General features: G+C 71.8%; 25 protein-coding genes. 12 read left to right on the top strand and 13 right to left on the bottom strand.

The window, feature by feature from the left end; all coding sequences use genetic code 11:
- Position 1 precedes the first annotated feature (1 nt).
- The 10 genes from ACF06X_RS27685 to ACF06X_RS27640 all read right to left on the bottom strand — a co-directional run bounded on the left by ACF06X_RS27685 (position 2) and on the right by ACF06X_RS27640 (position 9510).
- Positions 2-2158: a xanthine dehydrogenase family protein molybdopterin-binding subunit gene (locus ACF06X_RS27685; protein ID WP_392290001.1), complete on the bottom strand. Its 2157-nt coding sequence runs from the start codon at positions 2156-2158 to the stop codon at positions 2-4.
- The gene (locus ACF06X_RS27680) at positions 2155-3165 is read right to left on the bottom strand and encodes an FAD binding domain-containing protein (RefSeq protein ID WP_392290000.1); all 1011 of its coding nucleotides are present in this window, start codon (positions 3163-3165) and stop codon (positions 2155-2157) included. Before ACF06X_RS27680 ends, ACF06X_RS27685 begins: the two co-directional genes overlap by 4 nt.
- Positions 3162-3728 (bottom strand): 2Fe-2S iron-sulfur cluster-binding protein, encoded by a 567-nt coding sequence (locus ACF06X_RS27675; RefSeq protein WP_392289999.1) that lies wholly within the window; start codon positions 3726-3728, stop codon positions 3162-3164. Before ACF06X_RS27675 ends, ACF06X_RS27680 begins: the two co-directional genes overlap by 4 nt.
- Positions 3721-4197, bottom strand: a complete 477-nt coding sequence (locus ACF06X_RS27670) for a hemerythrin domain-containing protein (RefSeq protein ID WP_392289998.1) — start codon at positions 4195-4197, stop codon at positions 3721-3723. Before ACF06X_RS27670 ends, ACF06X_RS27675 begins: the two co-directional genes overlap by 8 nt.
- Before the next feature lie 153 nt (positions 4198-4350).
- A complete protein-coding gene (locus ACF06X_RS27665; RefSeq protein ID WP_392289997.1) occupies positions 4351-5013 on the bottom strand; it encodes a hypothetical protein in 663 nt (220 codons plus the stop codon).
- Complete coding sequence (locus ACF06X_RS27660; RefSeq protein WP_392289996.1) at positions 5010-5432, bottom strand: DUF6114 domain-containing protein; 423 nt, start codon at positions 5430-5432, stop codon at positions 5010-5012. Before ACF06X_RS27660 ends, ACF06X_RS27665 begins: the two co-directional genes overlap by 4 nt.
- Complete coding sequence (locus ACF06X_RS27655; protein ID WP_392289995.1) at positions 5423-6046, bottom strand: DUF6230 family protein; 624 nt, start codon at positions 6044-6046, stop codon at positions 5423-5425. The genes ACF06X_RS27660 and ACF06X_RS27655 overlap by 10 nt, the downstream gene beginning before the upstream one ends.
- Positions 6047-6198: 152 nt before the next feature.
- A complete protein-coding gene (locus ACF06X_RS27650) occupies positions 6199-6966 on the bottom strand; it encodes a MerR family transcriptional regulator (RefSeq protein WP_392289994.1) in 768 nt (255 codons plus the stop codon).
- A 183-nt stretch (positions 6967-7149) separates the two neighbouring features.
- Positions 7150-8868 carry an acyl-CoA dehydrogenase family protein gene (locus ACF06X_RS27645; RefSeq protein ID WP_392289993.1) on the bottom strand — a complete coding sequence of 573 codons (1719 nt, stop codon included), beginning with the start codon at positions 8866-8868 and terminating at the stop codon, positions 7150-7152.
- A gap of 66 nt (positions 8869-8934) precedes the next feature.
- Positions 8935-9510 (bottom strand): PadR family transcriptional regulator, encoded by a 576-nt coding sequence (locus tag ACF06X_RS27640; protein ID WP_392289992.1) that lies wholly within the window; start codon positions 9508-9510, stop codon positions 8935-8937.
- A 131-nt stretch (positions 9511-9641) separates the two neighbouring features.
- On the opposite strand from ACF06X_RS27640, the gene ACF06X_RS27635 reads away from it, so the two are divergent.
- From ACF06X_RS27635 to tpg, 7 genes are all read left to right on the top strand, one after another.
- Positions 9642-10673, top strand: a complete 1032-nt coding sequence (locus ACF06X_RS27635) for a YihY/virulence factor BrkB family protein (RefSeq protein WP_392289991.1) — start codon at positions 9642-9644, stop codon at positions 10671-10673.
- A 140-nt stretch (positions 10674-10813) separates the two neighbouring features.
- Positions 10814-11233: a phage holin family protein gene (locus ACF06X_RS27630; protein WP_392289990.1), complete on the top strand. Its 420-nt coding sequence runs from the start codon at positions 10814-10816 to the stop codon at positions 11231-11233.
- Complete coding sequence (locus ACF06X_RS27625; RefSeq protein WP_392289989.1) at positions 11230-11616, top strand: DUF3618 domain-containing protein; 387 nt, start codon at positions 11230-11232, stop codon at positions 11614-11616. The genes ACF06X_RS27630 and ACF06X_RS27625 overlap by 4 nt, the downstream gene beginning before the upstream one ends.
- A gap of 1 nt (position 11617) precedes the next feature.
- Positions 11618-11884 (top strand): DUF4235 domain-containing protein, encoded by a 267-nt coding sequence (locus tag ACF06X_RS27620; protein WP_392289988.1) that lies wholly within the window; start codon positions 11618-11620, stop codon positions 11882-11884.
- Between the two features lie 192 nt (positions 11885-12076).
- A complete protein-coding gene (locus ACF06X_RS27615) occupies positions 12077-13201 on the top strand; it encodes a phosphatidylserine/phosphatidylglycerophosphate/cardiolipin synthase family protein (protein WP_392289987.1) in 1125 nt (374 codons plus the stop codon).
- 152 nt (positions 13202-13353) lie between these two features.
- A complete protein-coding gene (tap, locus tag ACF06X_RS27610; RefSeq protein WP_392289986.1) occupies positions 13354-15555 on the top strand; it encodes a telomere-associated protein Tap in 2202 nt (733 codons plus the stop codon).
- 6 nt (positions 15556-15561) lie between these two features.
- Positions 15562-16116, top strand: a complete 555-nt coding sequence (tpg, locus tag ACF06X_RS27605; protein ID WP_392289985.1) for a telomere-protecting terminal protein Tpg — start codon at positions 15562-15564, stop codon at positions 16114-16116.
- Positions 16117-16191: 75 nt separating this feature from the next.
- Here tpg and ACF06X_RS27600 read toward each other — a convergent pair whose 3' ends face one another.
- Together ACF06X_RS27600 and ACF06X_RS27595 are read right to left on the bottom strand one after the other, a co-directional pair.
- On the bottom strand, positions 16192-16425 hold the full coding sequence (locus ACF06X_RS27600) for a hypothetical protein (protein ID WP_392289984.1): 234 nt from the start codon (positions 16423-16425) through the stop codon (positions 16192-16194).
- Positions 16426-16465: 40 nt separating this feature from the next.
- Positions 16466-17023, bottom strand: a complete 558-nt coding sequence (locus tag ACF06X_RS27595; protein WP_392289983.1) for a TetR/AcrR family transcriptional regulator — start codon at positions 17021-17023, stop codon at positions 16466-16468.
- 95 nt (positions 17024-17118) lie between these two features.
- Between ACF06X_RS27595 and ACF06X_RS27590 the strand changes: the two genes are divergently transcribed.
- On the top strand, positions 17119-17733 hold the full coding sequence (locus tag ACF06X_RS27590) for a DUF2867 domain-containing protein (protein WP_392289982.1): 615 nt from the start codon (positions 17119-17121) through the stop codon (positions 17731-17733).
- Positions 17734-17738: 5 nt separating this feature from the next.
- The gene (locus tag ACF06X_RS27585) at positions 17739-18200 is read left to right on the top strand and encodes a DUF6463 family protein (protein WP_392289981.1); all 462 of its coding nucleotides are present in this window, start codon (positions 17739-17741) and stop codon (positions 18198-18200) included.
- 88 nt (positions 18201-18288) lie between these two features.
- Here the strand turns inward: ACF06X_RS27585 and argG are convergent, their stop codons facing one another.
- Entirely contained in the window at positions 18289-19734 is a 1446-nt protein-coding gene (argG, locus tag ACF06X_RS27580) for an argininosuccinate synthase (RefSeq protein WP_392289980.1), read from the bottom strand.
- Positions 19735-19857: 123 nt separating this feature from the next.
- Here argG and ACF06X_RS27575 point away from each other — a divergent pair, with 123 nt between their 5' ends.
- The 3 genes from ACF06X_RS27575 to ACF06X_RS27565 all read left to right on the top strand — a co-directional run bounded on the left by ACF06X_RS27575 (position 19858) and on the right by ACF06X_RS27565 (position 22518).
- The gene (locus ACF06X_RS27575; protein WP_392289979.1) at positions 19858-20850 is read left to right on the top strand and encodes a GlxA family transcriptional regulator; all 993 of its coding nucleotides are present in this window, start codon (positions 19858-19860) and stop codon (positions 20848-20850) included.
- Positions 20851-20951: 101 nt separating this feature from the next.
- Entirely contained in the window at positions 20952-21590 is a 639-nt protein-coding gene (locus tag ACF06X_RS27570; protein WP_392289978.1) for an isochorismatase family protein, read from the top strand.
- A 94-nt stretch (positions 21591-21684) separates the two neighbouring features.
- A complete protein-coding gene (locus tag ACF06X_RS27565) occupies positions 21685-22518 on the top strand; it encodes an aldo/keto reductase (RefSeq protein WP_392289977.1) in 834 nt (277 codons plus the stop codon).
- Positions 22519-22583: the final 65 nt, after the last annotated feature.

The raw sequence follows: 22583 nt of genomic DNA, 5'->3' as shown, positions 1-22583 counted from the left end.
CCTACCCGACCGCCTGAGGCCCCGGAGCGAGGTGCGGCAGCAGGCGGTCCGGCGTCAGCGGTAGATCCCGCAGCCGCACCCCCACCGCGTGGTGGACGGCGTTGGCCACGGCCGCGGCGGTGCCGACGATCCCGATCTCGCCGATCCCCTTGGACCCCATCGGATTGAGATGCGGATCGTCCTCCTCGACCCAGTACGCCTCGATCGCGGGTACGTCGGCGCACGAGGGGACGTGGTACGCGGCCAGGTCGCGCTCCGCGAAGTCCCCGAAGCCCGCGTCCATGGTGCTCGACTCGGTCAGGGCCATCCCGATCCCCATCGTCATCCCGCCGATGAACTGCGAGCGGGCCGTACGGGGATTGAGGATCCGCCCGGCGGCGTACACACCGAGGAGGCGGCGTACGCGCACCTCGCCGGTCACGGCGTCCACCTGCACCTCCGCGAAGTGCGCCCCGAACGCGTGCCGGGCGTACGGCGACTCCCGCCCCGCCTCCTCCTCCGTGTCCGCCGACGCGGACATCCCCTCGGCCGGCAGCTCGCCCGGGTGCGCGCGCAGCCGCCCCGCGAGGGCGGTACAGGCCTTGTGCACGGCCCACCCCCAGGACGCCGTGCCCGACGAGCCGCCCGCGAGCGGGGCGGCGGGCAGCGTGCTGCGTCCGATGTCGACCCGTACCGCCTCCGGGCGGGTGCCCAGCGCCTCGGCGGCGATCTGCGCGAGCACGGTCCGCGCGCCGGTGCCGATGTCGGTGGCGTTGACCAGGACGGTGTACGTGCCGTCCCGGTCGGCGTGCGCGGTGGCGGTGGAGGGGCTGACGAGGACGGGATAGGTGGCCGAGGCCACCCCGGTGCCCAGGAGCAGGTCCCCCGCACGGCGGACGCCGGCGCGGGACTCGCGCCGCTCCCAGCCGAAGCGCCGCGCACCCTCGCGGAGACAGTCGGCGAGATGCCGGCTGCTGAAGGGCCTGCCGCTGTCCGGCTCGGTGGCCGGTTCGTTGCGCAGACGCAGCTCCATGGGGTCGATCCCGGTGGCGACGGCCAGTTCGTCCATCGCCGATTCCAGGGCGTACATCCCCGATGCCTCGCCCGGCGCGCGCATCCACGAGGGGGTCGGCACGTCGAGTGCCACCACCCGGTGGGCGGTGCGGCTGTTCGGCGAGGTGTACATGGTGCGCGCCGGTACGGCGGCCTGCTCGACGAACTCCTTGACCGTCGACGTGTGGGTGACGACCTCGTGGGCGAGCGCCGTGATGACACCGTCGGCGCCGGCCCCGAGCCGTACCCGCTGCACGGTGGGGGCGCGGTGGCCGACGACGGCGGCGAGCTGGTGGCGGGGGAGCGCCAGCTTGACCGGGCGGCCGGTGTGGCGGGCGGCCATCGCGGCGAGCACCACCTGGGGGCGGGGCGTGCCCTTGGAGCCGAAGCCGCCTCCGACGTGCTCGGAGAGGACGGTGACCATGTCTTCGGGCACCTTGAAGAGGCCCGCGAGGACGTCCCGTACGGTCGTCGAGCCCTGGCTCGAGTCGTACACGGTCAGCCGGCCGTCGTCGGTCCACCAGGCCGTGGACGCGTGCGGCTCCATCGGATGGTTGTGCAGCGCCGGCATGGTGTACGTCGCGTCGACGCGGACGTCGGCGGTGGCGAAGGCCGCGTCGAAGTCGCCCCGTTCCCGTACGGCCGGCTCCTCGGCGTTCGCCTCTTCCGGGGTGTAGAGCCGCGGGTGGTCGACGCTCAGGCGTACGTCGTGCTCATCGGTCTCGTACTCGACGCGCAGGGCATCGGCGGCGGCGCGAGCGTTCTCCGGGGAGTCGGCCACGACCAGGGCGATGTACCAGCCGCGGTGGGGCACGCGGTCGTCCTGGAGCAGGGCGAGCGTGGGGTCGTCGCAGGGGCCGAGGCGCGGTGCGTCGGCGTGGGTGAGGACCGCGTGCACACCGGGCAGCGCCAGGGCGGCGGCGGTGTGGACGGCCGTGACACGGCCGCGCGCGACGGTGGCGGGTACGGGCCAGGCGTAGGCGCAGTCCGGCGGGGTGTGTTCGGCCGCGTAACGGGCCGCGCCGGTGACCTTCTCACGGGCCTCGCGCCGCGGAACGGCGGAGCCGGGGGCAGAAGGCGCGGTCGGCGCCGTCAGGGAGGTGTCCGGGGAGAGTGCGTCGGTCATGTCGGGGGCCGGGCTCCTTCTTCGGCGCGGGAAGCGAGGTCGCTCAGGACGCTCACGGTGAGATTGCGGGCGAGCGCCACCTTGAAGGCGTTGTCGCGCAGCGGCTCGGCGGCGGCCAGTTCGGCGTCGGCGGCCCGCGCGAACGTATCCGCGGTGGCGGGCGCGCCGCGCAGCACCTCCTCGGCCGCGCGGGCGCGCCAGGGCCGGTGGGCGAGCCCTCCGAAAGCGAGCGAGGCCTCCCGGACGACGCCGTCCTCGACGCGCACCGCGGCGGCGACGGAGGCGAGGGCGAAGGCGTACGAGGCGCGGTCCCGGGCCTTGCGGTAAGCGCTGTGCCCGCCGTCCGGGCGGGGTGGCATGGTCACGCCGGTGATCAGTTCTCCCGGGAGGAGGACGGTGTCCACGTCGGGCCGGTCCCCGGGCAGCCGGTGGAAGTCGGTGACGGGCACCGTCCGCTCGCCGTCCGCCCCGCGCACGTGGACCACGGCGTCGAGGGCGGCGAGCGCGACCGCCATGTCCGAGGGATGGGTGGCGACGCAGTGCGCCGAGTGGCCGAGCACCGCGAGGTCCCGGTGGACACCCTCGCGGGCGGGGCATCCCGTCCCCGGCTCGCGTTTGTTGCAGGGCTTGGACGTGTCCTGGAAGTAGAGGCACCGGGTGCGCTGGAGCAGGTTCCCGCCGGTGGTCGCGGTGTTGCGCAACTGCCCGGAGGCCCCGGAGAGGAGAGCCTGCGACAGGGCGGTGTAGCGGGTGCGGACGACCGGGTGGGCGGCCAGGTCGCTGTTGCGGACGGTGGCCCCGACGTGGAGTCCGCCGTCGGCGGTCGCCTCGACGGTGTCCAGCGGGAGGCGGCTGACGTCGATGAGGAACTCCGGGGCGGTGACCCCGAGCTTCATCAGGTCCACGAGATTGGTCCCGCCACCAAGGAACTGGGCGCCTGGACGGGCGGCGAACGTGTCGAGCGCCTCCTCGGCCGTCGCGGCGCGCAGGTACGAGAAGGGCCTCATGACCTCGCCGCCTCGGCGATCGCGTCGACGATGTTCGGATAGGCGCCGCACCGGCACAGGTTGCCGCTCATCCGCTCCCTGATCTCCTGGGCGTCGAGGGCGTCGCGGCCATCAGGCGTACCGGGGGTGTCGCGGCCGTCGAGCGTGGTCGCGTACGAGGGGTGTCCTTCGGCGGCCTCGTCCAGCATGCCGACGGCGGAACAGATCTGGCCGGGTGTGCAGTAACCGCACTGCAGGGCGTCGTGGGCGACGAACGCCTCCTGGACCGGATGGAGTCGCTCGCCCTCGGCGAGGCCCTCGACCGTGGTGATGTCCGAGCCGTCGCAGGCCACGGCGAACAGCATGCAGCTGTTGGCCCGTCGCCCGTCGACGAGGACGGTGCACGCGCCGCACTGCCCGTGGTCGCACCCCTTCTTCGCGCCGACCAGGTCCAGGTGTTCGCGCAGCGCGTCCAGGAGAGTCGTGCGGTTGTCGAGCCGTAGCGAAAGCTCCGTCCCGTTGACCCGCAGGGAAACGAGGGAGACGAGGGAGACCGGGATCTCCCGGAGGCCGGCCTCAGGCATGGGTGGCGCTCGGCACGGCGAGCGGATCGCGCGGAGCCTTCTGCTTGGCCTTCTGCATCTGTTCCCCGAGCTCGACCAGTCGCTTGCGGCCGAGCGCCTTGCGGACCTCGGGGAACCAGTCCTTCTCCTCCTCCTCGACGTGGTGACGGACGTTCTCCATGAGGACGCTCATCTTCGCCTTGAAGCGCTCGTCGGTGGGCGGCATGTCCTTGAGCTCGGAGAGCATCCACACCACCGCGTGGTGCTCCTCGATGCTCTCCAGGACGTGATCGGTCGTGTCGGGGGCTCCTTCGCGCGCCGCGGGATAGAAGATCTGCTCCTCGATCCAGGCGTGCGCCGTCAGCTCCTCGATCACCTGATCCGCGATGCTCCGGCGCTCCTTGTGAGCGTCGTCGTCGGTCTTCTCGAACTTCTTGAACAGTTTCTCGACCGTCGCGTGGTCCTCGCGCAGCAGCACGATCCCGTCCATGCGCCCGCCTCGCCTTCTGTCACGTTTGGGTGCGTATGTGCCAGAGGCTTCCCTTCCCCCGAACCGCCGGTCGTATGTCCGGCTGTCCGCCGGAGGGCTGATCGCGGAGATGCCGGGCGGGCCCGTCCCGCGACGGGCCCGCCCGGTACGGACCTACGGGGCCACGGTGATCTGCTGGGCCGGGTCCGTGGTGTCCGCCACGGTGTAGACCGCGTTGAAGGTGGAGCTCGTCGCACTGGTCGGGCAGCCGAACCCGCCGGTGACCTTGACCGGGACCGAGGCGTTGGTGAACGTCAGCGACGGCGGTGCGCCGTTGGCCCAGGTGCCGGGGGCGCTCGCCGGGGCGGTGGGCGCGGCGACGACCGTACAGGTGGCCAGACCGGTCGTCTTGAGCACGAGGCCGCCCGTCGGGACGGTCATCGTCGCCGTGATGGGCGCCCCGTTCTGCATGGAGACCTGCCAGGCGCCGCTGGTGGTGACGGTCGGCGTGACGCCGGCCATGCTCGACGTGCAGGAGCTGTACGTCGGGGCGGAGATCGGCGAGGAGACCGGTCCGGCCGGGTTGTGGTTGCCGGGGGCGGCCGGGACCGTGCCGGTGGACACGGAGACCGAGCAGGTCACGGTGACCGAGCCGGCCTTGAAGGTCGCCTTGCCGCTGAGCGTCGCCTTGAAGGCGTGGCCCGCCGGTGTGACGGTGGTCGAGCCGGCCGACGCCGTCGGTAAGGGCGCGGCGGTGGCGGCGACGGTGCCGAGGGTCAGCGCGCCGGCGGCGGCGAGTCCGAGGGCGAGGGTGAGGGTGGTGTGGGTGCGGCTCATGGCTGTGCTCCTTGGGGATCGGAGAGCGGTGCGGCGGAGGGTGGCGCGTGTTCGGCGGTGGCGGGGGTGCGCGGCTGCCAGGCGAACATGAGGCCGCCGCCGACGATGCCCAGCAGGGTCCCGACGAGAAACCCTCCGAGGTTCGACAGCACCAGTGCGGCGGTGGCGATGAGGGTGGTGACGATCCCGGCGAGGGTGCGGTAATGCGGGGCGAACCAGACCGAGACGCCGAGGACGATCATCACGAGGCCCATCAGGACGGACGGGATCCCCGCCACGCCCTGGGTGAGCATGACCTTCAGCGGAGCGAGCGGCAGGGCGCAGATCTCGGCCCCCGCGAGGACGGCGGCGAGCCCGCCCCAGAACGGACGGCTGCGGCGCCACCGCCGGAACCGCTTCCGCCAGGGGGTCAGAAGCATTCCTTCTTGCCCTTGTTGACCTTCATGTGCAGACCGGAGAGCTTGAAGGTGCCGGCGTTGGTGGCCCACGCCGTCTGCTTCAGATCGGTGATGGTGACGGTGTCGGCCTGCTGGGAGAAGAGGTCCTGCATGCCCTGGGCGTCGGCGGGGCCCTTGTCCAGGGTGGAGGCGTCGCGGCCGATCTCGATGTTGGTGAAGGCCGCGTTGCCGGAGAGCTGGGTGGCGTCGACGAAGAGGTTCGTCGCCTCGACCGGCGTCTTCTGACCGGCGGTCAGGTTGAGCGAGACGTCGCCGATCACCGGCAGCGTGGTGACCACCGACTGGCAGAGGCTGTGGAGCTTGGCCTCCCTGATGGCGGTGACGGCCACCGGGATGAGTTCCTCCCGGGCGTTGACGTCCACGCTGCCGTACTGGACGAAGCCCTCACCGGTCAGGCTCGCGGCCGAGACCTTGAACTGCTGGCCCGAGACGGCGAAGGAGGCGGCGAGCGCTCCTTGGGCCAGTGCGATGCCGAGCGCGGCGGTGACGCCCACGGCCGGGACCGTCAGGACGGCGAAGCGCCGCCATCTGACCCGGCCGTCGCCTAACTCGCGGTTGTCCGATGCGTGTTCCATGGAAGATCCCCTTTGATGGGTGGGGAGAGGCATGGTGGGTGATCCGGTCCCGTCGCGCGTGATCGTTACTCGCCGGTATGACCGTGGAGTTGAATGTAAGAGTGCCAATGGTGGTTGGCAAGGTTGTGCGAGAGCTGCCTTTCGGACAACTCCTACTGCTCCGTACGCAGCAGCGCGGCGACTTCCGCCTCCACCCTCCGGGCCATCGCCCGTGCGAACTCTGTGGCCACCACCTCACCCGCCACCGGACGCAGCGCCGCCGCGGTCTCCCCGATGTGATCCAACCGCGCGGCCGAAAGCCGCTCCAGGCCCTCCGGGCCGATCACATGCCGCCGGAACAGGGCGACGAACCGCTCCGCCAGCGCCGCGGCCTGACTCTGGACGAAGTCACCCGCGTCCAGGATCTCCGCGAGCGGCACCCCTTGCCGCACCAGCGTCAGCGTCGCCTCCAGCAGCCGCCGGCTCCGGAAGGTGACGGTGTCCCCCTCGATCCGTACGTACTCGAGCGCCGCGGCCCGCCGGGTGTCCTGGGGCGTCGCCGCCGGGCCGAACAGCTCCCGCAGTTCGGCCAGGTCCATCGTGACGGGTTCCTCCTGCGCCCACCCCTGCGCCATCTCCCGCCCGAGGCCGAGGAGTTGGGCGATACCGCCGCCCTGCTCCCACGCATCCAGCACCTCGGCGATGCCGTTCACGGTGTAGCCGCGGCCGAGCAGGTCGTCGATCAGCCGCAGCCGCGTCAGGTGCTCGTCGGAGTACCAGGCGATCCGGCCCTCCCGGCGGGGCGGGGGCAGTAGCCCGCGCTCCTGGTAGTAGCGGAGATTGCGGACCTTCACGCCGGCCGCCCGGGCCACTTCCTCCCGCCGGTACCGCCCCTCGCCCGTCGTCGCCGCCGCCGTACCGTCCGCCACCTCGCTGCTCACGGCCCCGAGCCTAATGCCGCACGGGCCGCCCCCGAAGCTCCGGCGGCTGCCGGACTCCGGTGACGGCCCGCGAACGACATGACCGGCACGCGCCGACCACGCCGAAGGCCACGAGCCGACCACGCCGACGGTCACGCGTGGACCGCGCCTCCGGCCGGCGCCGGCCACCTGCCTACCGCAGGGTCACGGCGCCATCTCGTACGCCCCCGCCAGCGCCTCGACGCGCTCCCAGACCCGCGCCGAGCGGGCCTCGTCGACGACCGGGCGCCGGACCGCGTCCAGGGCCCAGCGCTGCTGCGCCGCGGTGGCGGAGTCCTTGCCGTGGAGCTCGACGGCGTGCGCGGAGAAGTCGCGTACGAGCACGGCGAACAGCTCGTCCAGCACGTCCCCGTCGAGCTCCGTCAGGCGCGCCTGCTCCAGGATCAGCTGACCGTGCACGACGAGCGCGAACAGCTGGCCGACCGCGAGGAGGAGGTCGAGGTCGCGGCTCTGCTCCTCGTCGGGCGCGGCGGTGGTGACGAAATCGCAGAGGGCGTCCGCCTGCTCCCGGAACCGGCCGACGTTGGGCACGTCGGCGTACGCGTCGTAGGCGGTACGCCAGTCGTGGAAGCGTACGGAGCCCAGACCGCGGGCCGGACCCTGCCGGAAGAGGAAGGCGTCGTCGGCCGCGTCGAGCCGCGTGGGCACGGGCGCGTACTCGGCCGGGTCCAGCAGGTGGTTGCGCATGAACTTGAGGATCAGCGCGAGGTTGACGTGGACCGTGCCCTCCAGCTTGGGCAGCCCCCGGATCTCGATCGCGGCCTGCGCGAAGTAGTTGTCCTTCTCGAAGCCCTTGGCGGCGATGACGTCCCACATCAGGTCGATGACCTTCTCGCCCTCGGTGGTCACCTTCATCTTCGTCATCGGGTTGAAGAGGAGGTAGCGACGGTCGTCCGGGCCGGCGGAGCGGAAGTAGTCGACGGCGCGGTCGCTGAACAGCTTCATGCCGACGAGACGGACGTACGCGTCGGTCAACTCCCGGCGCACGTGCGGGAAGGCGGTCACGGGCCGGCCGTAGAGGATGCGGCCCTGGGCGTGGGTCACGGCCTCGTACATCGCGTGCTCGCAGATGCCGATGGAGGCGGTGCAGAGGTTGAACTTGCCGACGTTGACGGTGTTCAGGGCGGCGTCGAAGGCGGAGCGGCCGGTGTGCAGCACGTCCTCGGGCCCGACGGGGTAGTCCTCCAGACGGAACTCGCTGACGTACTTCGAGGAGTCGACGACGTTCTTCACCAGGTGGTACGCCGGGTGGCGGCTGTCGGCGGCGAAGAAGACGTAGCCGTCGGGACCCTCGACATCGGTGCGACGGCCGAAGACGGAGACGAGGCCGGCGGCGTTGCCGTTGCCGATGTAGTACTTGGAGCCGGTGGCCCGGAAACCGCCCTCGCCGTCCGGCTCGAGCAGCATGTCGGTGGAGTAGATGTCGGCGCCGTGGGTCTTCTCGGACAGGCCGAAGGCGAACACCTCGCCCTGGGAGAGGAGTTCGGCCGCGCGGGCGCGGGCGGCGGCGTTGTCGCTCTGCCACACCGGGCCCAGACCGAGGATCGTCACCTGCCAGGCGTACCAGTAGTCGAGGCCGTAGAAGCCGAAGATCTCGTTCAGCGCGGCGATCCGGGCGGTGTCCCAGCGCTTGTCGTCGTGGTCGGCCGCGGCGGCGGGGGTGAGGAACGTCGCGAACAGCCCCTCCTTGGCGGCGAAGGCGAGGAAGTCGCCCAGCCAGGCACGGGAACGGTAGTCCTCGATCAGCCTGCGCTTGCCGCGGTCCTCGAACCAGTCGACGGTGGCGCGCAGCAGCCTGCGGGTCTCCGGGTCGAAGTGCGCCGGGTCGTACGTGCGCGGGTTGAACAGCAGCGAATCGGCCATGGATGTCCGCCTTCGGGTGGAGTGAAGAGGGGAAGGGTCGTACCGACGGGTCGGGTCGGCGCACGATCAGCGCGCGGAACCGAGCCGTCGAAGGGTGGCGAGCACGTCGTCGAGCCAGTCGAGCATCATCCGCTCGTACGCGATGCCACCGCGCAGCACGACGTGTTGGAGCTCCCGCCCGGCATCGGGCGGAAGTCCGGGGGCTGCGTCGTCGGGCGCCCGCGATTCCGGGAAGTCGCGCGCCTCGCCCGCGAGGTAATGAGCCAGACGCTCGGTGTGCGCCTGCCGGTGGCGCTCGACCTCGCGGATCAGCGCCGCCGGGTCGTCGAAGGCCGCGCCCCGGATCTTCACGGCGAGGTCGTGCCGGACGCTCTCGGGCTGGATCGGCTCGTGCAGCCAGCCGGCGAGGGCGTCCCGTCCCAGGGCCGCGACGGAGTACTCCTTCTTGTCCGGGCGGCCCTGCTGCGGCACGTCCCGGACGTCGACCCAGCCGTCGCTCTCCATGCGCTTGAGCACGCGGTAGATCTGCTGGTGACTGGCGGTCCAGAAGTACCCGATGGACCGCTCGAAGCGCCGGGCCAGCTCATAGCCGGAGCCCGGCTTCTCCAGCAGCGACACGAGGATCGCGTGTTCGAGCGCCATGCCTCGAATCCTTCTATGCAACTCGTTGCATACACAAGCGCGGCGGCGCGGATGAGACACGGCTCACGGCGCATCCGGACGGGAAGGCCTGTCGCATGGTTCGCGTCGGCGTTTCTGGTTAACCGCGTGTCATGGCTGACACAGGTCGAGACAGGCAACCCGCACCGGCTCCCGACAGCCCCGGCGGGCCCGACGGGCCCACCGAGATGGGCAAGAGGTCCTGGGGAGCGGTCCTGCGCCGCACCTTGAAGGAGTTCAAGGACGACGAGCTGCCGGACCGCGCCGCGGCGCTGACGTACTACGGCGTCCTCGCGCTGTTCCCGGCACTCCTCGTCCTCGTCTCGCTCCTCGGGGTGACGGGAAAGTCGGCGACGCAGAGCATCCTGGACAATCTCACCCAGCTGACCCCCGGCTCGGCCCGCGACATCATCACCGGGGCCGTGGAGCAGTTGCAGGGGAGCGGCGGCACCGGATCCGTGCTGGCCGTCGTCGGTCTGCTGGCCGCCCTGTGGTCCGCGTCCGGGTACGTGGCGGCGTTCATCCGCTCCTCCAACGCCGTCTACGACATGCCCGAGGGCCGCCCGGTCTGGAAGCTGACCCCCTTGCGCGTGCTGCTGACGCTGGCGCTGATGATCCTCGCCTGCGTCAGCGCCCTGATCGTGGTGTTCAGCGGCGGCCTCGCCCGGCAGGCCGGGTCCGCGCTCGGCGTCAGCGACGCCGCGGTGACGGCCTGGTCGATCGCGAAATGGCCGGTGCTCGTGGTGCTGGTCACGATCATGATCGCGTTGCTGTACTGGGCCGCCCCGAACGCGAAGGGCCGCGGCTTCCGCTGGATCACGCCCGGAAGCTTCCTCGCGCTGGTGATCTGGATGATCGCCTCCGGCGGCTTCGCGCTGTACGTCGCGAACTTCGGCTCCTACAACAAGACCTACGGCACGCTCGCCGGCGTCATCATCTTCCTCGTATGGCTCTGGATCACGAATCTGGCGATCCTGCTGGGCCTGGAGTTCGACGCCGAGCTGTCCCGGGAACGCGCGATCCTCGACGGGCACCCCGCCGACGAGGAGCCGTACGTCGAACCCCGCGAGACCAGCAAGTGGAGCGAGGAGGACCGTCGGCGGATGGGTGAACCGGACGACACGGGCCCCCGCGGCGACGGATGAGGAGGCGTGGGGCGGGTACCGGCGCCCCAGGGGCTCCCGCAGATCCGGACAGCATCCAGACCCGCGACATCCGGACCCGCGACATCCAGACCCGCGACCCGGTCGGTCGCACGGGCAGAGAGGGAAGGCAGGCTCCAGCGATGAACCACCCCGTACATCGCCCGGCACCTACGAACGATCACGACTCGACGAGCGCGCTGGTGAAGCAGGCCGCCGAGCAGTTGACGACGCTGGTACGCCAGGAGTTGCGCCTGGCCCAGGCGGAGATGCAGGCCAAGGGCAAGAAGTTCGGCATGGGCGGCGGCCTCTTCGGCGGCGCCGGCCTCGTCGCCGTCCTGGCCCTGCAGGCGCTGGTGGCCGCCGCGATCGCCGCCCTCGCCCTTGCGCTGCCCGTATGGGCGTCGGCGCTGATCGTCACGGGCGTCCTCGCGGCCCTCGCGGCGATCCTCGCCGCCGTCGGCAAGCGGGAAGTCCGCCGCGCGGCCCCACCCACCCCCGACAAGACCATCGACAGCGTGAAGGCCGATGTGGCCGAGATCAAGGAAAGGGTGCACCGATGACCGGCGACAAGGCCCCCGGTGAGAAGTCCGCCCCCACCCCCGAGCAGCTGCGCGAGGAGGTCGAAGTCACCCGCGAGGAGCTGGGCAGGACCATCGAGGCCCTGGCCGCGCGGGCGGACGTCAAGACCCGCGCACAGGAGAAGGCGGCCGAGGTCAAGGCGGCCGCCAAGGGGAAGACCTCGCACACGATCACCCGGATCGAGGACAAGGCGGCCCACGCACTCCACGCGGCCCAGGACAGGACGCCGCCGCCCGTCAGGGAGAAGGCCGGCCACGCCGCCGAGGCGGCGCAGCGCCACCGCGCCCTGGTCATGGCCGGCGCGGCCGGGCTGATCCTGGTCGTGGCCGTCCTGTGGCGGTCCCGCAGGAACGGGGGACGGTGACATGAAGAAGTCGAAGCTCATGTACAAGCCGGTGGGTCTGCTGATGGGCGCCGCCACCGGAATGATGGCCGGAGCGCTCTTCAAGCAGGCATGGAAGCTGCTGGGCCACGAGGAGGACGCACCGGGCGCCACCGACGAGGAACGCTCCTGGCGCGAGATCCTGCTCGCCGCGGCGGTGCAGGGCGCCATCTTCGCCGCGGTGAAGGCCGTCGTGGACCGCAGCGGAGCCACCGCCGTCCGCAAGGTCACCGGCACCTGGCCCGGCTGACACGGGCCCGCTGAGCACGCCGCGGGCCCGGCCGCCGCCGCTCGCCGCGGCGGGCCGGGCCGGCCGCACGCCCCGTCCGGCCGCACCGCACCCATCCGGTGCACCCTCCCTTCTTCCTCCTCGACGGCTCATGGCAGGCTCATGCCACCATCCAGCCGAGGAGGAGTCATCCGTCAGCGTTTCTGGGCGACCATGTCGGTCGCCTTCGCCCTTCTGTTCTCCGGCATCACACCCGCGGTCGCGGAGGACGCGCCCCCCGTCGTCACCGGTGCCGTCTTCAACAACCCGAAGGGGACGGCGGCCGAACAGAACGCCGTGAAGAGCCACATCATCCGGGCGATCGACAACACCCAAGGGGGACGCACCCTGCGGGCCGCCCTCTACGTCATGCAGGACCAGGACTACACCGACGCCCTCGTCGCCGCGCACGGCCGGGGCGTCAACGTACGCGTCGTCCTGGACCACAAGTCAATCGAGGCACCGAACCCGGCGCCCGCGCAGAACCTGATCGCCGCGCTGGGGACCGACAAGACCCAGGGCTCCTGGGTGCAGGTGTGCACCAGCGGCGGCGCCTGCATCGCGGCGGGCGGCACCAACCCGATCAACCACAACAAGTTCTTCCTCTTCTCCCGCGTCGGCGACGTGGGAGTCGCCGAGGACGTGGTCATCCAGAGCTCCGCCAACCAGACGGTCTCGGCCACGACCCGGCAGTGGAACAACGCGTACACCGTCGTCGGCAACACCGCCCTCTACACGGCGTACACCGGCTACTTCAACGACCTCGCCGCCATGAACAAGACCAGTGACTACTACCGGCAGGGCGAGGCCGGCGACACGAAGTACTACTTCTTCCCGCAGCAGAGCGGCGACATCGTGCTCGGGTTCCTGAACAACGTCTCCTGCACCGGGAACACGACCGTCGGCACGGCCTCCCACAAGACCATCGTGCGGATCGCCGCCTGGGCCCTGCACCGGGACGAGATCGCGGCCAAGCTGCGCTCGCTCGCCGACCAGGACTGCTGGATCGAAGTGGTCTTCAAGGACTCCAACGACCTCGCGACCCTGCAGGGCCACGCCCGGATCAAGCCCTACCGTCTCGACGCCGACGGCTACTTCGTCCACTCCAAGTACCTGCTGATCGAGGGCAACTACGCGGGCCACCCCGATACGAAGTGGACCTTCACCGGCTCGCACAACCTGGACTTCTCCTCGCTGCGGGAGAACGACGAGGCCCTGATCCGCCTGTCCGGCGCGACGGCCCACGACGCCTACAAGGCGAACTTCCTCGCCATGCGCGCCGGGGCAGTTCTGCAGTAACCGGCCGCACGCCGCCGCATGTGCCGCACCCCGCACCCCGTACGTCGCCCGGCGGCCCGCCGGGCGACGTACGGCGTGCGTACGCGACATGCACGCCTGATGTGCGCGGTCCGTACGGTCCGGGCAGTAGGGTGACGGCCTGGAGGTGTTCCATGTCGGAGCTGTTCGACGCCGTCGACGCGCTGATCGCGTCCGCGTCCCCCCTGCCCCCGCCGGAGGAGCGCAAGCGCCTGCGTCTGGCGCACGGGCTGACACTGGACCAGGTGGCCGGCGCGCTGAAGGTGCGGCGCGCGACCGTCAGCGGCTGGGAGGCGGGCCGGACCGAACCGAGGCCGCCGGAGCGCGAGGCGTACGCGCGCCTCCTGGAGAAGCTCGCCGCCCTCTACCCAGCCCCGCCCGTCGCGACGCCGCCCGAGCCGCCCACCGCGCCCACCCCGCCTGCCGTGCCCGAGCCGCCGGCGCCGCGAACCCCCTCCAGCCCTCCGGCGCCCGAGGTCGCCGCCGTCGCGGCCACGCCCGCCGCCCGGAACCCCGAGCGCCCCACCCGTACCGCCGCCCCCCGCCGGGCCCCCGCCGCCAGGACATCATCGGCATCGGCATCGGCATCGGCATCGGCGGCCGGCACCGACCCCCGCTTCGCACACGGCCCGCTCGCGGTCGTCGACGTCGAGGACGGCCACGCCCTCGCGTACTGCGTCGGCGGTCTCGTCCTCGACGTGCCCGCGAAGTCCGTCGCGAGCCTGGTCGAGTGGACCCTCACCGAGGCGAAGCTCGGCGCGCCGAAGCTGTCCGGTCCGGGCAAGGACGCCGACCCGCTGCTCGTGCTCACCGAGGCCGCCTGCGAGCGCTACGGACTGCCCGTCCGGCTGACCGACGAGGAGCGGACCGCCGGACGGCTGCCCGAGGGCCACAAGGTCGTCAAGCAGCTGGCGCGCGCCGAATGGAAGCTGACCAAGCGCGGATTCGGCCCGTGGGCGCGCATCTACCGCCCGGCGCGGGGCTCCGAGCGCTCGTGCGTACAGCTGTGCGTACCGTCCTGGGGCGCGCTCGACACCCGCCACTGGGGCACCGCCGCCACGCTTCCGCCGGCCGAACTGGCCCGGCTCCTCGGCGTGTACGCCACCCGGGTGATGACGCCGCGGGGCTCCACCGCCGTGACCGGACTGGAGCTGATGACGGCGCTGCACCCGCCGACCCGCGCCTCCGAGCCGGACGAGAACGGCGTACGGCACAGCGAGCACAACCCGGGCAGCCTGGGCAAGGACCCGGTCGACCCCGCGCCCTGCGAGGCCCCCGACGGCCACCCCCTCCTCGCCGGCCTGCCGCGCTTCCACCGGCGTACCCCGGCCGAGGTCCTGGTCGAGGAGGCGTACGACTGGGCGAGGCCGCTCACCGACGACGAGTGCCTCAAGCCGCATCTGGTCGGCATCGACGTGAACATGGCGTTCGCCGCCGGTGCCAACGGCACGATCGTGGGCCTGGGCGCGCCGACGCACGTCCGGAACCCCGTCTTCGACCCGAAGCTGCCCGGCGCCTGGCTGGTCGACCTCTCGCACGTCGACCTCTCCCGTGTCGTCGTCGGCAAGGAGTGGCGGCGCCTGGACGGCGACCTGCTGCCGAGCCCGTTCACGCCGAGGGGCGACCGGCCGGAGGGCCCGGCCTGGTACGCGACGCCGACCGTCGCGTACGCGGTGGAGCTCGGCTACGACGTCGCGCCGACCGAGGCGTACGTCCGGTACGAGAACGGCCGCTACCTCGACGGCTGGTACAACCGGCTGCGCGACGCGTACGTGGCGACGATGGCCGACCTCGGCGTGACCGCCGACCTCTCCCCGGAGGCCTTTCTCGCGGCCATGGACGGCCACAAGCAGGTGGACCCGCACCTCGCGATCGTCCTGTCCGCGATCAAGGCGACGGTCAAGGGCGGCATCGGCAAGCTCCGTGAACGCCCGCGCGGCGAGGGCTGGAAGCCCGGCGAGCCCTGGCGGGCGCTCTCCCGCCCGACCTGGCGACCCGACATCCGCGCCGCCGTCATCTCCCGCACGCGGATCAACATGCACCGCAAGCTGCTCAAGCACGCCGCGGTCACCGGCCGGTACCCGGTCGCGATCCTGTCCGACTGCGCCGTCTACGCGTCCGACGGACCGTCCCCGCTCGACTTCCTGCCGTACCACGACGGCAAGCCCCTGCCGGGCGGCTTCCGGCTCGGCGTCAGCCCGGGCATGGTGAAGCACGAGGGCACCCAGAGCGTGCTCTGGGGCGAGGGCGTACGGGAGCGGTACGACGCCCCGGAGCTGAACCTCGCCCGGTACATCAAGGACGGCGACGTCACGCACCAGGACGACGGGGAGTAGCGGATCATGGCACAGCTCGGCGACGGCCTCGACCAGGCGGTCCGGAAGGCGTTCACCCGCCCCGTCCCGAAGTCGGCCGGGGCGAGGATGCGCTACCTGGTCAGGCAGCTCAAGGGGACCAGGGCGGCGGCCGAGGTCCTCGGGATCTCCCAGCGCACCGTGGAACGGTACGTGAAGGACCAGATCAGGCGGCCCCGCCCCGAGCTCGCCGCCCGCCTTGCGGCCGAGGTCACCCGGCGGTGGCAGCCGCAGATCCGCGCGAAGGCGAAGGAGAGGGCCGCCACCACCGACGGCATCGTCGTCGACACCCGCGCCCGCTTCGGCTACACCGCCGCCCCCGGCAGCACCGACGACAGCCGGATGCGCCACCTCACCGTGGCGCTGCCCCCCGAGTTCGCCGCCCGCCTCTTCGACGCCCGCGACCAGGGAGCCACGGAGCAACGCCTGCGCGACATCGCGGCCGAGGGCCTCCAGGAGATCTACTTCAAGGACCGGGGCCGCCGCGCCGACGGTCTACTGGTGGAGTTCACCGATCTCGAGCACATCGAGTTCGACCTCTGAACGGACCGCCGGGGCGTTGAAGATGCCGTTCTCCCCGTTCAGGCCGACCTGCGAACTCCACGATTCGGTGGGCGTTCACGGTGACCCGCCCGGAGCTGCGCCTCGGGCCGGGGGCCACGGGCGTTCCAGCCAGTGGGTGTACCAGACGCGGAAATTCGGGTGCGCCGGAACGAAGCCGCCCCAGTCAGGATCGATGCGCCAGATCTCGCCCGCCCGCGGGCCGTTCACCACCAGCCGTACGAACATGCCGCATCCCTCTTCGGCCAGCATGAGCGAGCCCTGGGTCAGGGGATCGGCGAGGCCGCGCATCGGGCGGGCGCCGCCTGGGCGCCGCGCCCCCGTCGCGTGCTCACAGGGAGGGGCGCAGGAGGAGTTCTCCGGCCAGGTTGATGGCTTCGCGGGGGGTGCGGCCCGGGTGGTCGGCGGCGATGAAGTGGCGGCCGATCGCCAGGGCGAAGAGGAGAGTGCTGCGTGCCTCGACCTCGTCGCGGTCCGCGATGAAGCTCCCGAACATCGTGCGGAGGAAGTCCATCCGGGTGTTGTCGATCCGCCGCAGCCGCGCCGCGACCGACGGATCGTGGCGAGCCCACTCGCGGACCGCGAGATCGATCCGGTGCAGATCGTCCGAGAAGGTCAGCCGGCCGGCTCGCTGGAGCCGCTCGGCGGGGCTCCCGCCCTCGGACTCGACCTGCTCCAGGACGGCGTGGGTGGACCGGTGCTCCCACTCGTCGAGCATCTCGGCGAGCAACGCCGCCCGCCCGTCGAAGTACCCGTAGAAGCCGCCCTTCGTCACCCCCATCTCGGCGGCCAGAGCCTCGACGCGCACGGCGTCGGGGCCGCCCCGGGCGAGGGCGTCGAGTCCCGCTTCGATCCAGCGACTTCGCGGTGTACGAGGGACGGGGGGCACCTGCTCACCTGCTCTCGAAAGGGGTGTCATGACGTGAGTTTGTACGCTACCGTACAGATCAATATACGACTCCGTACAGAACGAGAGGTCGACACGTGGCGCGACTCGCGAAGTCCACCTACACCGAGCGGCCGTGGCGCATCCACGAGTTCACCTCCGACTTCGGGGTCGAGGACGTGTGGGCGTTCCGCACCCCCGGCGCCGGGCCCGACGACTTTCCCCTGATGCTGACCGCGATGCGGGTGTCCGGCGGGCTCGCACGGCAGCCCCTGCCGGTGCGGTTCCTGTTCGCCGTGCGGTGGAAGCTCGGCGCCCTCCTCGGCTGGGACAAGCCGACGGCGGGCGTCGGCGCGCGGGTCGTCTCGCTCCGCGACCGCCTCCCCGACGACCTCCGCGACGCCCCACGGGGCGAGGACACCGACGCCATGCCCCTGAAGGCCGTCTACGAACTCCCGACCGAGTCCGCGCGCGAACTGGCGAACAAGACCGTGCACACCGTGATGCACCTCGGCTGGGTGCGCGGGGCGGACGGTGACCACGAGCTGCGGATGACGGTCCTCGTCAAGCCCAACGGACGGTGGGGGCGGCTCTACATGGCCGCCATCGCACCCTTCCGGTACGCCATCGTCTACCCGGCCCTGACCCGGGAGTGGGAACGAGCCTGGCGTGACCGCCACGAGCTCGCGGCGCGGCACGGTGAAGGGGCCTGACGACCATGACTACTTGTAAGCGACTGCTGCGCTGGGCGAGCGGCATCATGATCACGCTGGGCACGGGCCACCTGTCCTTGATGGCCGTCTTCGCCTGGGACGACGTGGCCAAGTGGGTGGACCGGGGGCTGTGGGCGGCCGTCCCGCTCGCACGGGCGGGGGCGGACGGGCCCGCCGACCCGGCGGGGGAGGTCCTCCAGAACCAGGTCACCTTCTGGGCCGGCCCGGGAAGCTTCGCCGTGCCCCTGATCCTCCTGGGCTGCCTGACCTGGCACCTCGCCGGACGCGCGGTGGCCGTGCCCGCCGGCATCGGCTGGGGCCTGGCGGTGTGGTGCTTCGTCGGCGGCGTCCTGCTGGTGCCGTCTCCGTACTTCGTGGGTGTCGTCGCCGGCGTGCTCGTCATCCTGGCCGCACGGAAGCAGGACCGGACGCGGGCGGACGCCGACCGGGAGAGCGCACCGGTCTGACACCCGCCGCCCCGCCCCGGGCGGGTGACGGAAAAGGCCGGTTCGGCGCCGTCGGCGCCGAACCGGCCTTTTCCGGTGGTCGGGTAGGTCAGTCGGTGCCGAACTCCATCGCGGCGCGGTCCAGCATCTCCTCGTCGCCGGAGACCTCGCCGCGGGACGCGATGGCCTCGGCGCCGCCCTCCGGCATGGAGCCGATCAGCCCGGTCGCGGCCGCCTGGGCGGCACCGATGGCGGGGTTGGAGGTACCGATCAGGCCGAGCCCGGCGTACTGCTCCAGCTTGGCGCGCGAGTCGGCGATGTCGAGGTTACGCATGGTGAGCTGCCCGATCCGGTCCACCGGGCCGAACGCCGAGTCCTCGGTGCGCTCCATGGACAGCTTGTCCGGGTGGTAGCTGAAGGCCGGGCCCGTGGTGTCGAGGATCGAGTAGTCCTCACCGCGCCGCAGCCGCAGCGTCACCTCGCCGGTGACGGCCGCGCCGACCCAGCGCTGCAGCGACTCGCGCACCATCAGCGCCTGCGGGTCCAGCCAGCGGCCCTCGTACATCAGCCGGCCGAGGCGCCGCCCCTCGTTGTGGTAGTGGGCGAGGGTGTCCTCGTTGTGGATCGCGTTGACCAGACGCTCATACACCGCGTGCAGCAGGGCCATGCCGGGCGCCTCGTAGATGCCGCGGCTCTTGGCCTCGATGATCCGGTTCTCGATCTGGTCCGACATGCCCATGCCGTGGCGGCCGCCGATGGCGTTCGCCTCCATCACGAGGTCGACGGGGGAGGCGAACTCCTTGCCGTTGATCGTCACGGGGCGGCCCTGGTCGAAGCCGATCGTCACGTCCTCGGTGGCGATCTCCACCTCGGGGTCCCAGAACCGCACGCCCATGATGGGCTCCACGGTCTCCACGCCGGTGTCCAGGTGCTCCAGGGTCTTGGCCTCGTGGGTGGCGCCCCAGATGTTGGCGTCGGTGGAGTACGCCTTCTCGGTGCTGTCGCGGTAGGGGAGGTCGTGGGCGAGGAGCCACTCCGACATCTCCTTGCGGCCGCCGAGCTCGGTCACGAAGTCCGCGTCCAGCCAGGGCTTGTAGATCCGCAGGTGCGGGTTGGCGAGCAGGCCGTACCGGTAGAACCGCTCGATGTCGTTGCCCTTGAAGGTCGAACCGTCGCCCCAGATCTGGACGTCGTCCTCGAGCATGGCCCGGACCAGGAGGGTGCCCGTGACGGCGCGGCCGAGCGGCGTGGTGTTGAAGTACGCCCGCCCGCCCGAGCGGATGTGGAACGCCCCGCAGGTAAGCGCGGCCAGGCCCTCCTCGACCAGCGCCGCGCGGCAGTCGACCAGGCGCGCGATCTCGGCGCCGTAGGTCTTCGCACGGCCGGGCACCGAGGCGATGTCGGGCTCGTCGTACTGGCCGATGTCGGCGGTGTAGGTGCACGGGACGGCACCCTTGTCGCGCATCCACGCGACCGCGACCGAGGTGTCGAGCCCGCCCGAGAAGGCGATGCCGACGCGCTCGCCGGCGGGAAGGGAGGTGAGGACCTTAGACATAGGAAGAGTATGCATCATCTCGCATGATCATGCAAAGCCCGCTCTTCCGCCCGTGCGGCCGTGTCCGGATGTGACAGAGAACCGTCATTGCGGCCATGGCCGGCCGGCGGTGAGGATACGTCCATGCCCCTTTCGCACCGTGTCGTCATCGCGGTCTTCCCCGACGTCGACCTCCTCGACGTCACCGGCCCGGCCGAGGTCTTCGCGCTGGCCAACCGGGAGACCGCCGGCCGCGCCGGATACCGGGTCCGGCTCGCCGGACCGGTCGCCGGTGCGGTGACGACGTCGGCCGGTGTGCGGCTGCTGACCGACCTGACCTTCGACGAGGTCGGCGGGCAGGTGGACACCCTGCTGGTGCCCGGCGCGGTCGACATGACCGACGACGGCCCCGTCGCCCGTATCGACTCCGATGTCGTGGAGTGGGTGAAGGCGACCGCCCCGCACGCCCGGCGGGTGGCGTCGGTGTGCGTGGGCGCGCACCTGCTGGCGGCGGCCGGGCTGCTGGACGGGAGGACGGCGACCACCCACTGGTCGACCGCCGCCCAGCTCGCCGCCGACCACCCGGCGGTCACGGTCGACCCGGACCCCATCTTCGTCCGCGCCGACCGCGGCCGGGTATGGACGGGCGCCGGCATCAGCGCCTGCCTGGACCTCGCGCTCGCCCTGGTGGCCGAGGACCTGGGCGAGGAGGTCGCCCTGACGGTGGCCCGGCAGCTGGTGATGTACCTCAAGCGGCAGGGCGGCCAGAGCCAGTTCTCCGTACCGCTCAGCCGGCCCGCCACCTCCCGCCGCGACATCGACGAGCTACGGCTGTGGATCGCCGACCATCTCGACGAGGACCTGTCGGCGGAGGCGCTGGCGGCCCGGATGTGCCTGAGCGAGCGGCACTTCGCCCGCGTCTTCAAACAGGAGACCGGTGCCAGTCCCGCCGGCTACGTCGAAGCCGCCAGGGTCGAGGTGGCCCGGCGGCTGCTGGAGACCACCGACAGCCCGCTCGACCGGGTCGCGGCCGCCGCCGGGCTCGGCTCGACCGAGACCCTGCACCGGGCGTTCAGACGGCAGCTCGCCACCACGCCCGCCGCCTACCGGCGCCGCTTCCGCACCCAGACCGGCTGACCTTTTCCCACCACTTCATCTCCCTACATCTCCCTTACGAAGGCAGGGCGGACAGCTTCGTCATGCCCGCGATCGTTTCCTCCATGAAAGGCGACCACCCCATGAGCACGAACCAGCCCACCGCGAACCAGCCCACCGCGACCCTGCGCGAGGTGGTCGGCCTCGACAGCCGCCCGCCCCGGCTGAGCGAGTCCGCCCTGGTGATGATCGACTTCCAGAACACCTACCGGAGCGGCGTCATGGCCCTGGAAGGGGCCGAGGAGGCCCTCGCGGCCGGCGCCCGCCTCCTGGAGCGAGCCCGCGCCGCGGGCACCCCGGTCGTCCACATCATCAACGACGGCGGCGAGAACACCCCGTACGACATCCGCGCCCACATCGGCGCCATCAGCGACGAGGTCGCCCCCGTCGACGGCGAGGCGGTCGTGGTCAAGCGGTTCCCCAACTCCTTCCACGCCACCGAACTGGAGAAGACCCTGACCGGCCTCGGCTTCGAGCCCGGCAGCGGCAAGGACCTCGTGCTGGCCGGCTTCATGACGCACATGTGCGTCAACTACACCGCCCAGGGCGCCTTCAACCTCGGCTACCGCCCCACCGTCGTCGCCGAGACCACCGCCACCCGCGCCCTCGCCACCCCCGACGGCACCGTCCTCCCCGCCGCCGCCCTCCAGGTCGCCGCGCTGACCGCCGTCACCGACCTGTTCGGAACGGTCGTCCCCACGGTCGATGCGCTCCCGGCCTGAGTCCGGCCCGAGTCCGGCCCGAGTCCGGCCGCTGGTCGGGGCCAACGGCGCTGTTAGCGTTGCCTCTTGAGCGAGGAGAGGGAGGCAGCGGACGATGAGTTCGACCATGTTCCGTATCGGTGGGGATCTGAACGTACGGCGGCTCGGATTCGGCGCCATGCGCCTGCCGACGGAACGGGGCCCCGACCGCGAGGCCGCCCTCGCGGTCGCCCGGCGCGCCGCGGATCTCGGTGTCACGCTGATCGACACCGCCCATATGTACGGCTGGGGAGCCAACGAGGAGCTCTTGGCGGAGGCCCTGCACCCCTACCCGGAAGGGCTGCACGTCACCACCAAGGTCGGTGTCGCCCGATCGTCCTCCCCGGCCGGCTGGAAGCACGACGCGCGCCCCGACACGCTGCGCGCTCAGGTCGATCATGCCCTGCGCCGGCTGCGCGTCGAGCGGATCGAGCTGATCCAGCTGCACCGCATCGACCCCGCGGTGCCCCTGGCCGACCAGCTCGGGGCGCTGCGGGAGCTCCGGGCCGAGGGCAAGGTCGGACGGATCGGGCTGTCCGAGGTCACGGTCGCCGAACTCGCCCAGGCGCGGGAGATCGTCGACGTGGCGAGCGTGCAGAACCGGTACAGCCTCCTCGACCGCGAGCACGAACCGGTGCTCGCCGCGTGCGAGGCGGCGGGGATCGCGTTCCTGCCGTGGCGCCCGGTCGCCGGTGCGGCGTCCGGCGCCGCGGCCGAGATCGCCGCCGTGGCGGCCGAACTCGACGCGACGCCCGCGCAGGTCTCGCTCGCATGGCTCCTCGCGCGCTCCCCGGTCATCCTCCCGATCCCGGGTACCGCCCGGATCGGGCACCTGGAGGAGAACCTCGCCGCCGCCGACCTCCACCTGCCGCCGGCCCACCGGGCACGCCTCGACAGCCTGTCCACGTAGGCCCGGAATCACGACGGGTGTTCGCCCCCGGCCGGGGTTGGGGGCGCTACCCCGGCCGGCCCTCC

Origin of the sequence: Streptomyces sp. NPDC015346 (genome assembly GCF_043078785.1) — a bacterium.
GTDB lineage: Bacteria > Actinomycetota > Actinomycetes > Streptomycetales > Streptomycetaceae > Streptomyces.
Note: the sequence above shows the minus strand (reverse complement) of the source record. Positions and strands in the feature narration are given on the sequence as shown.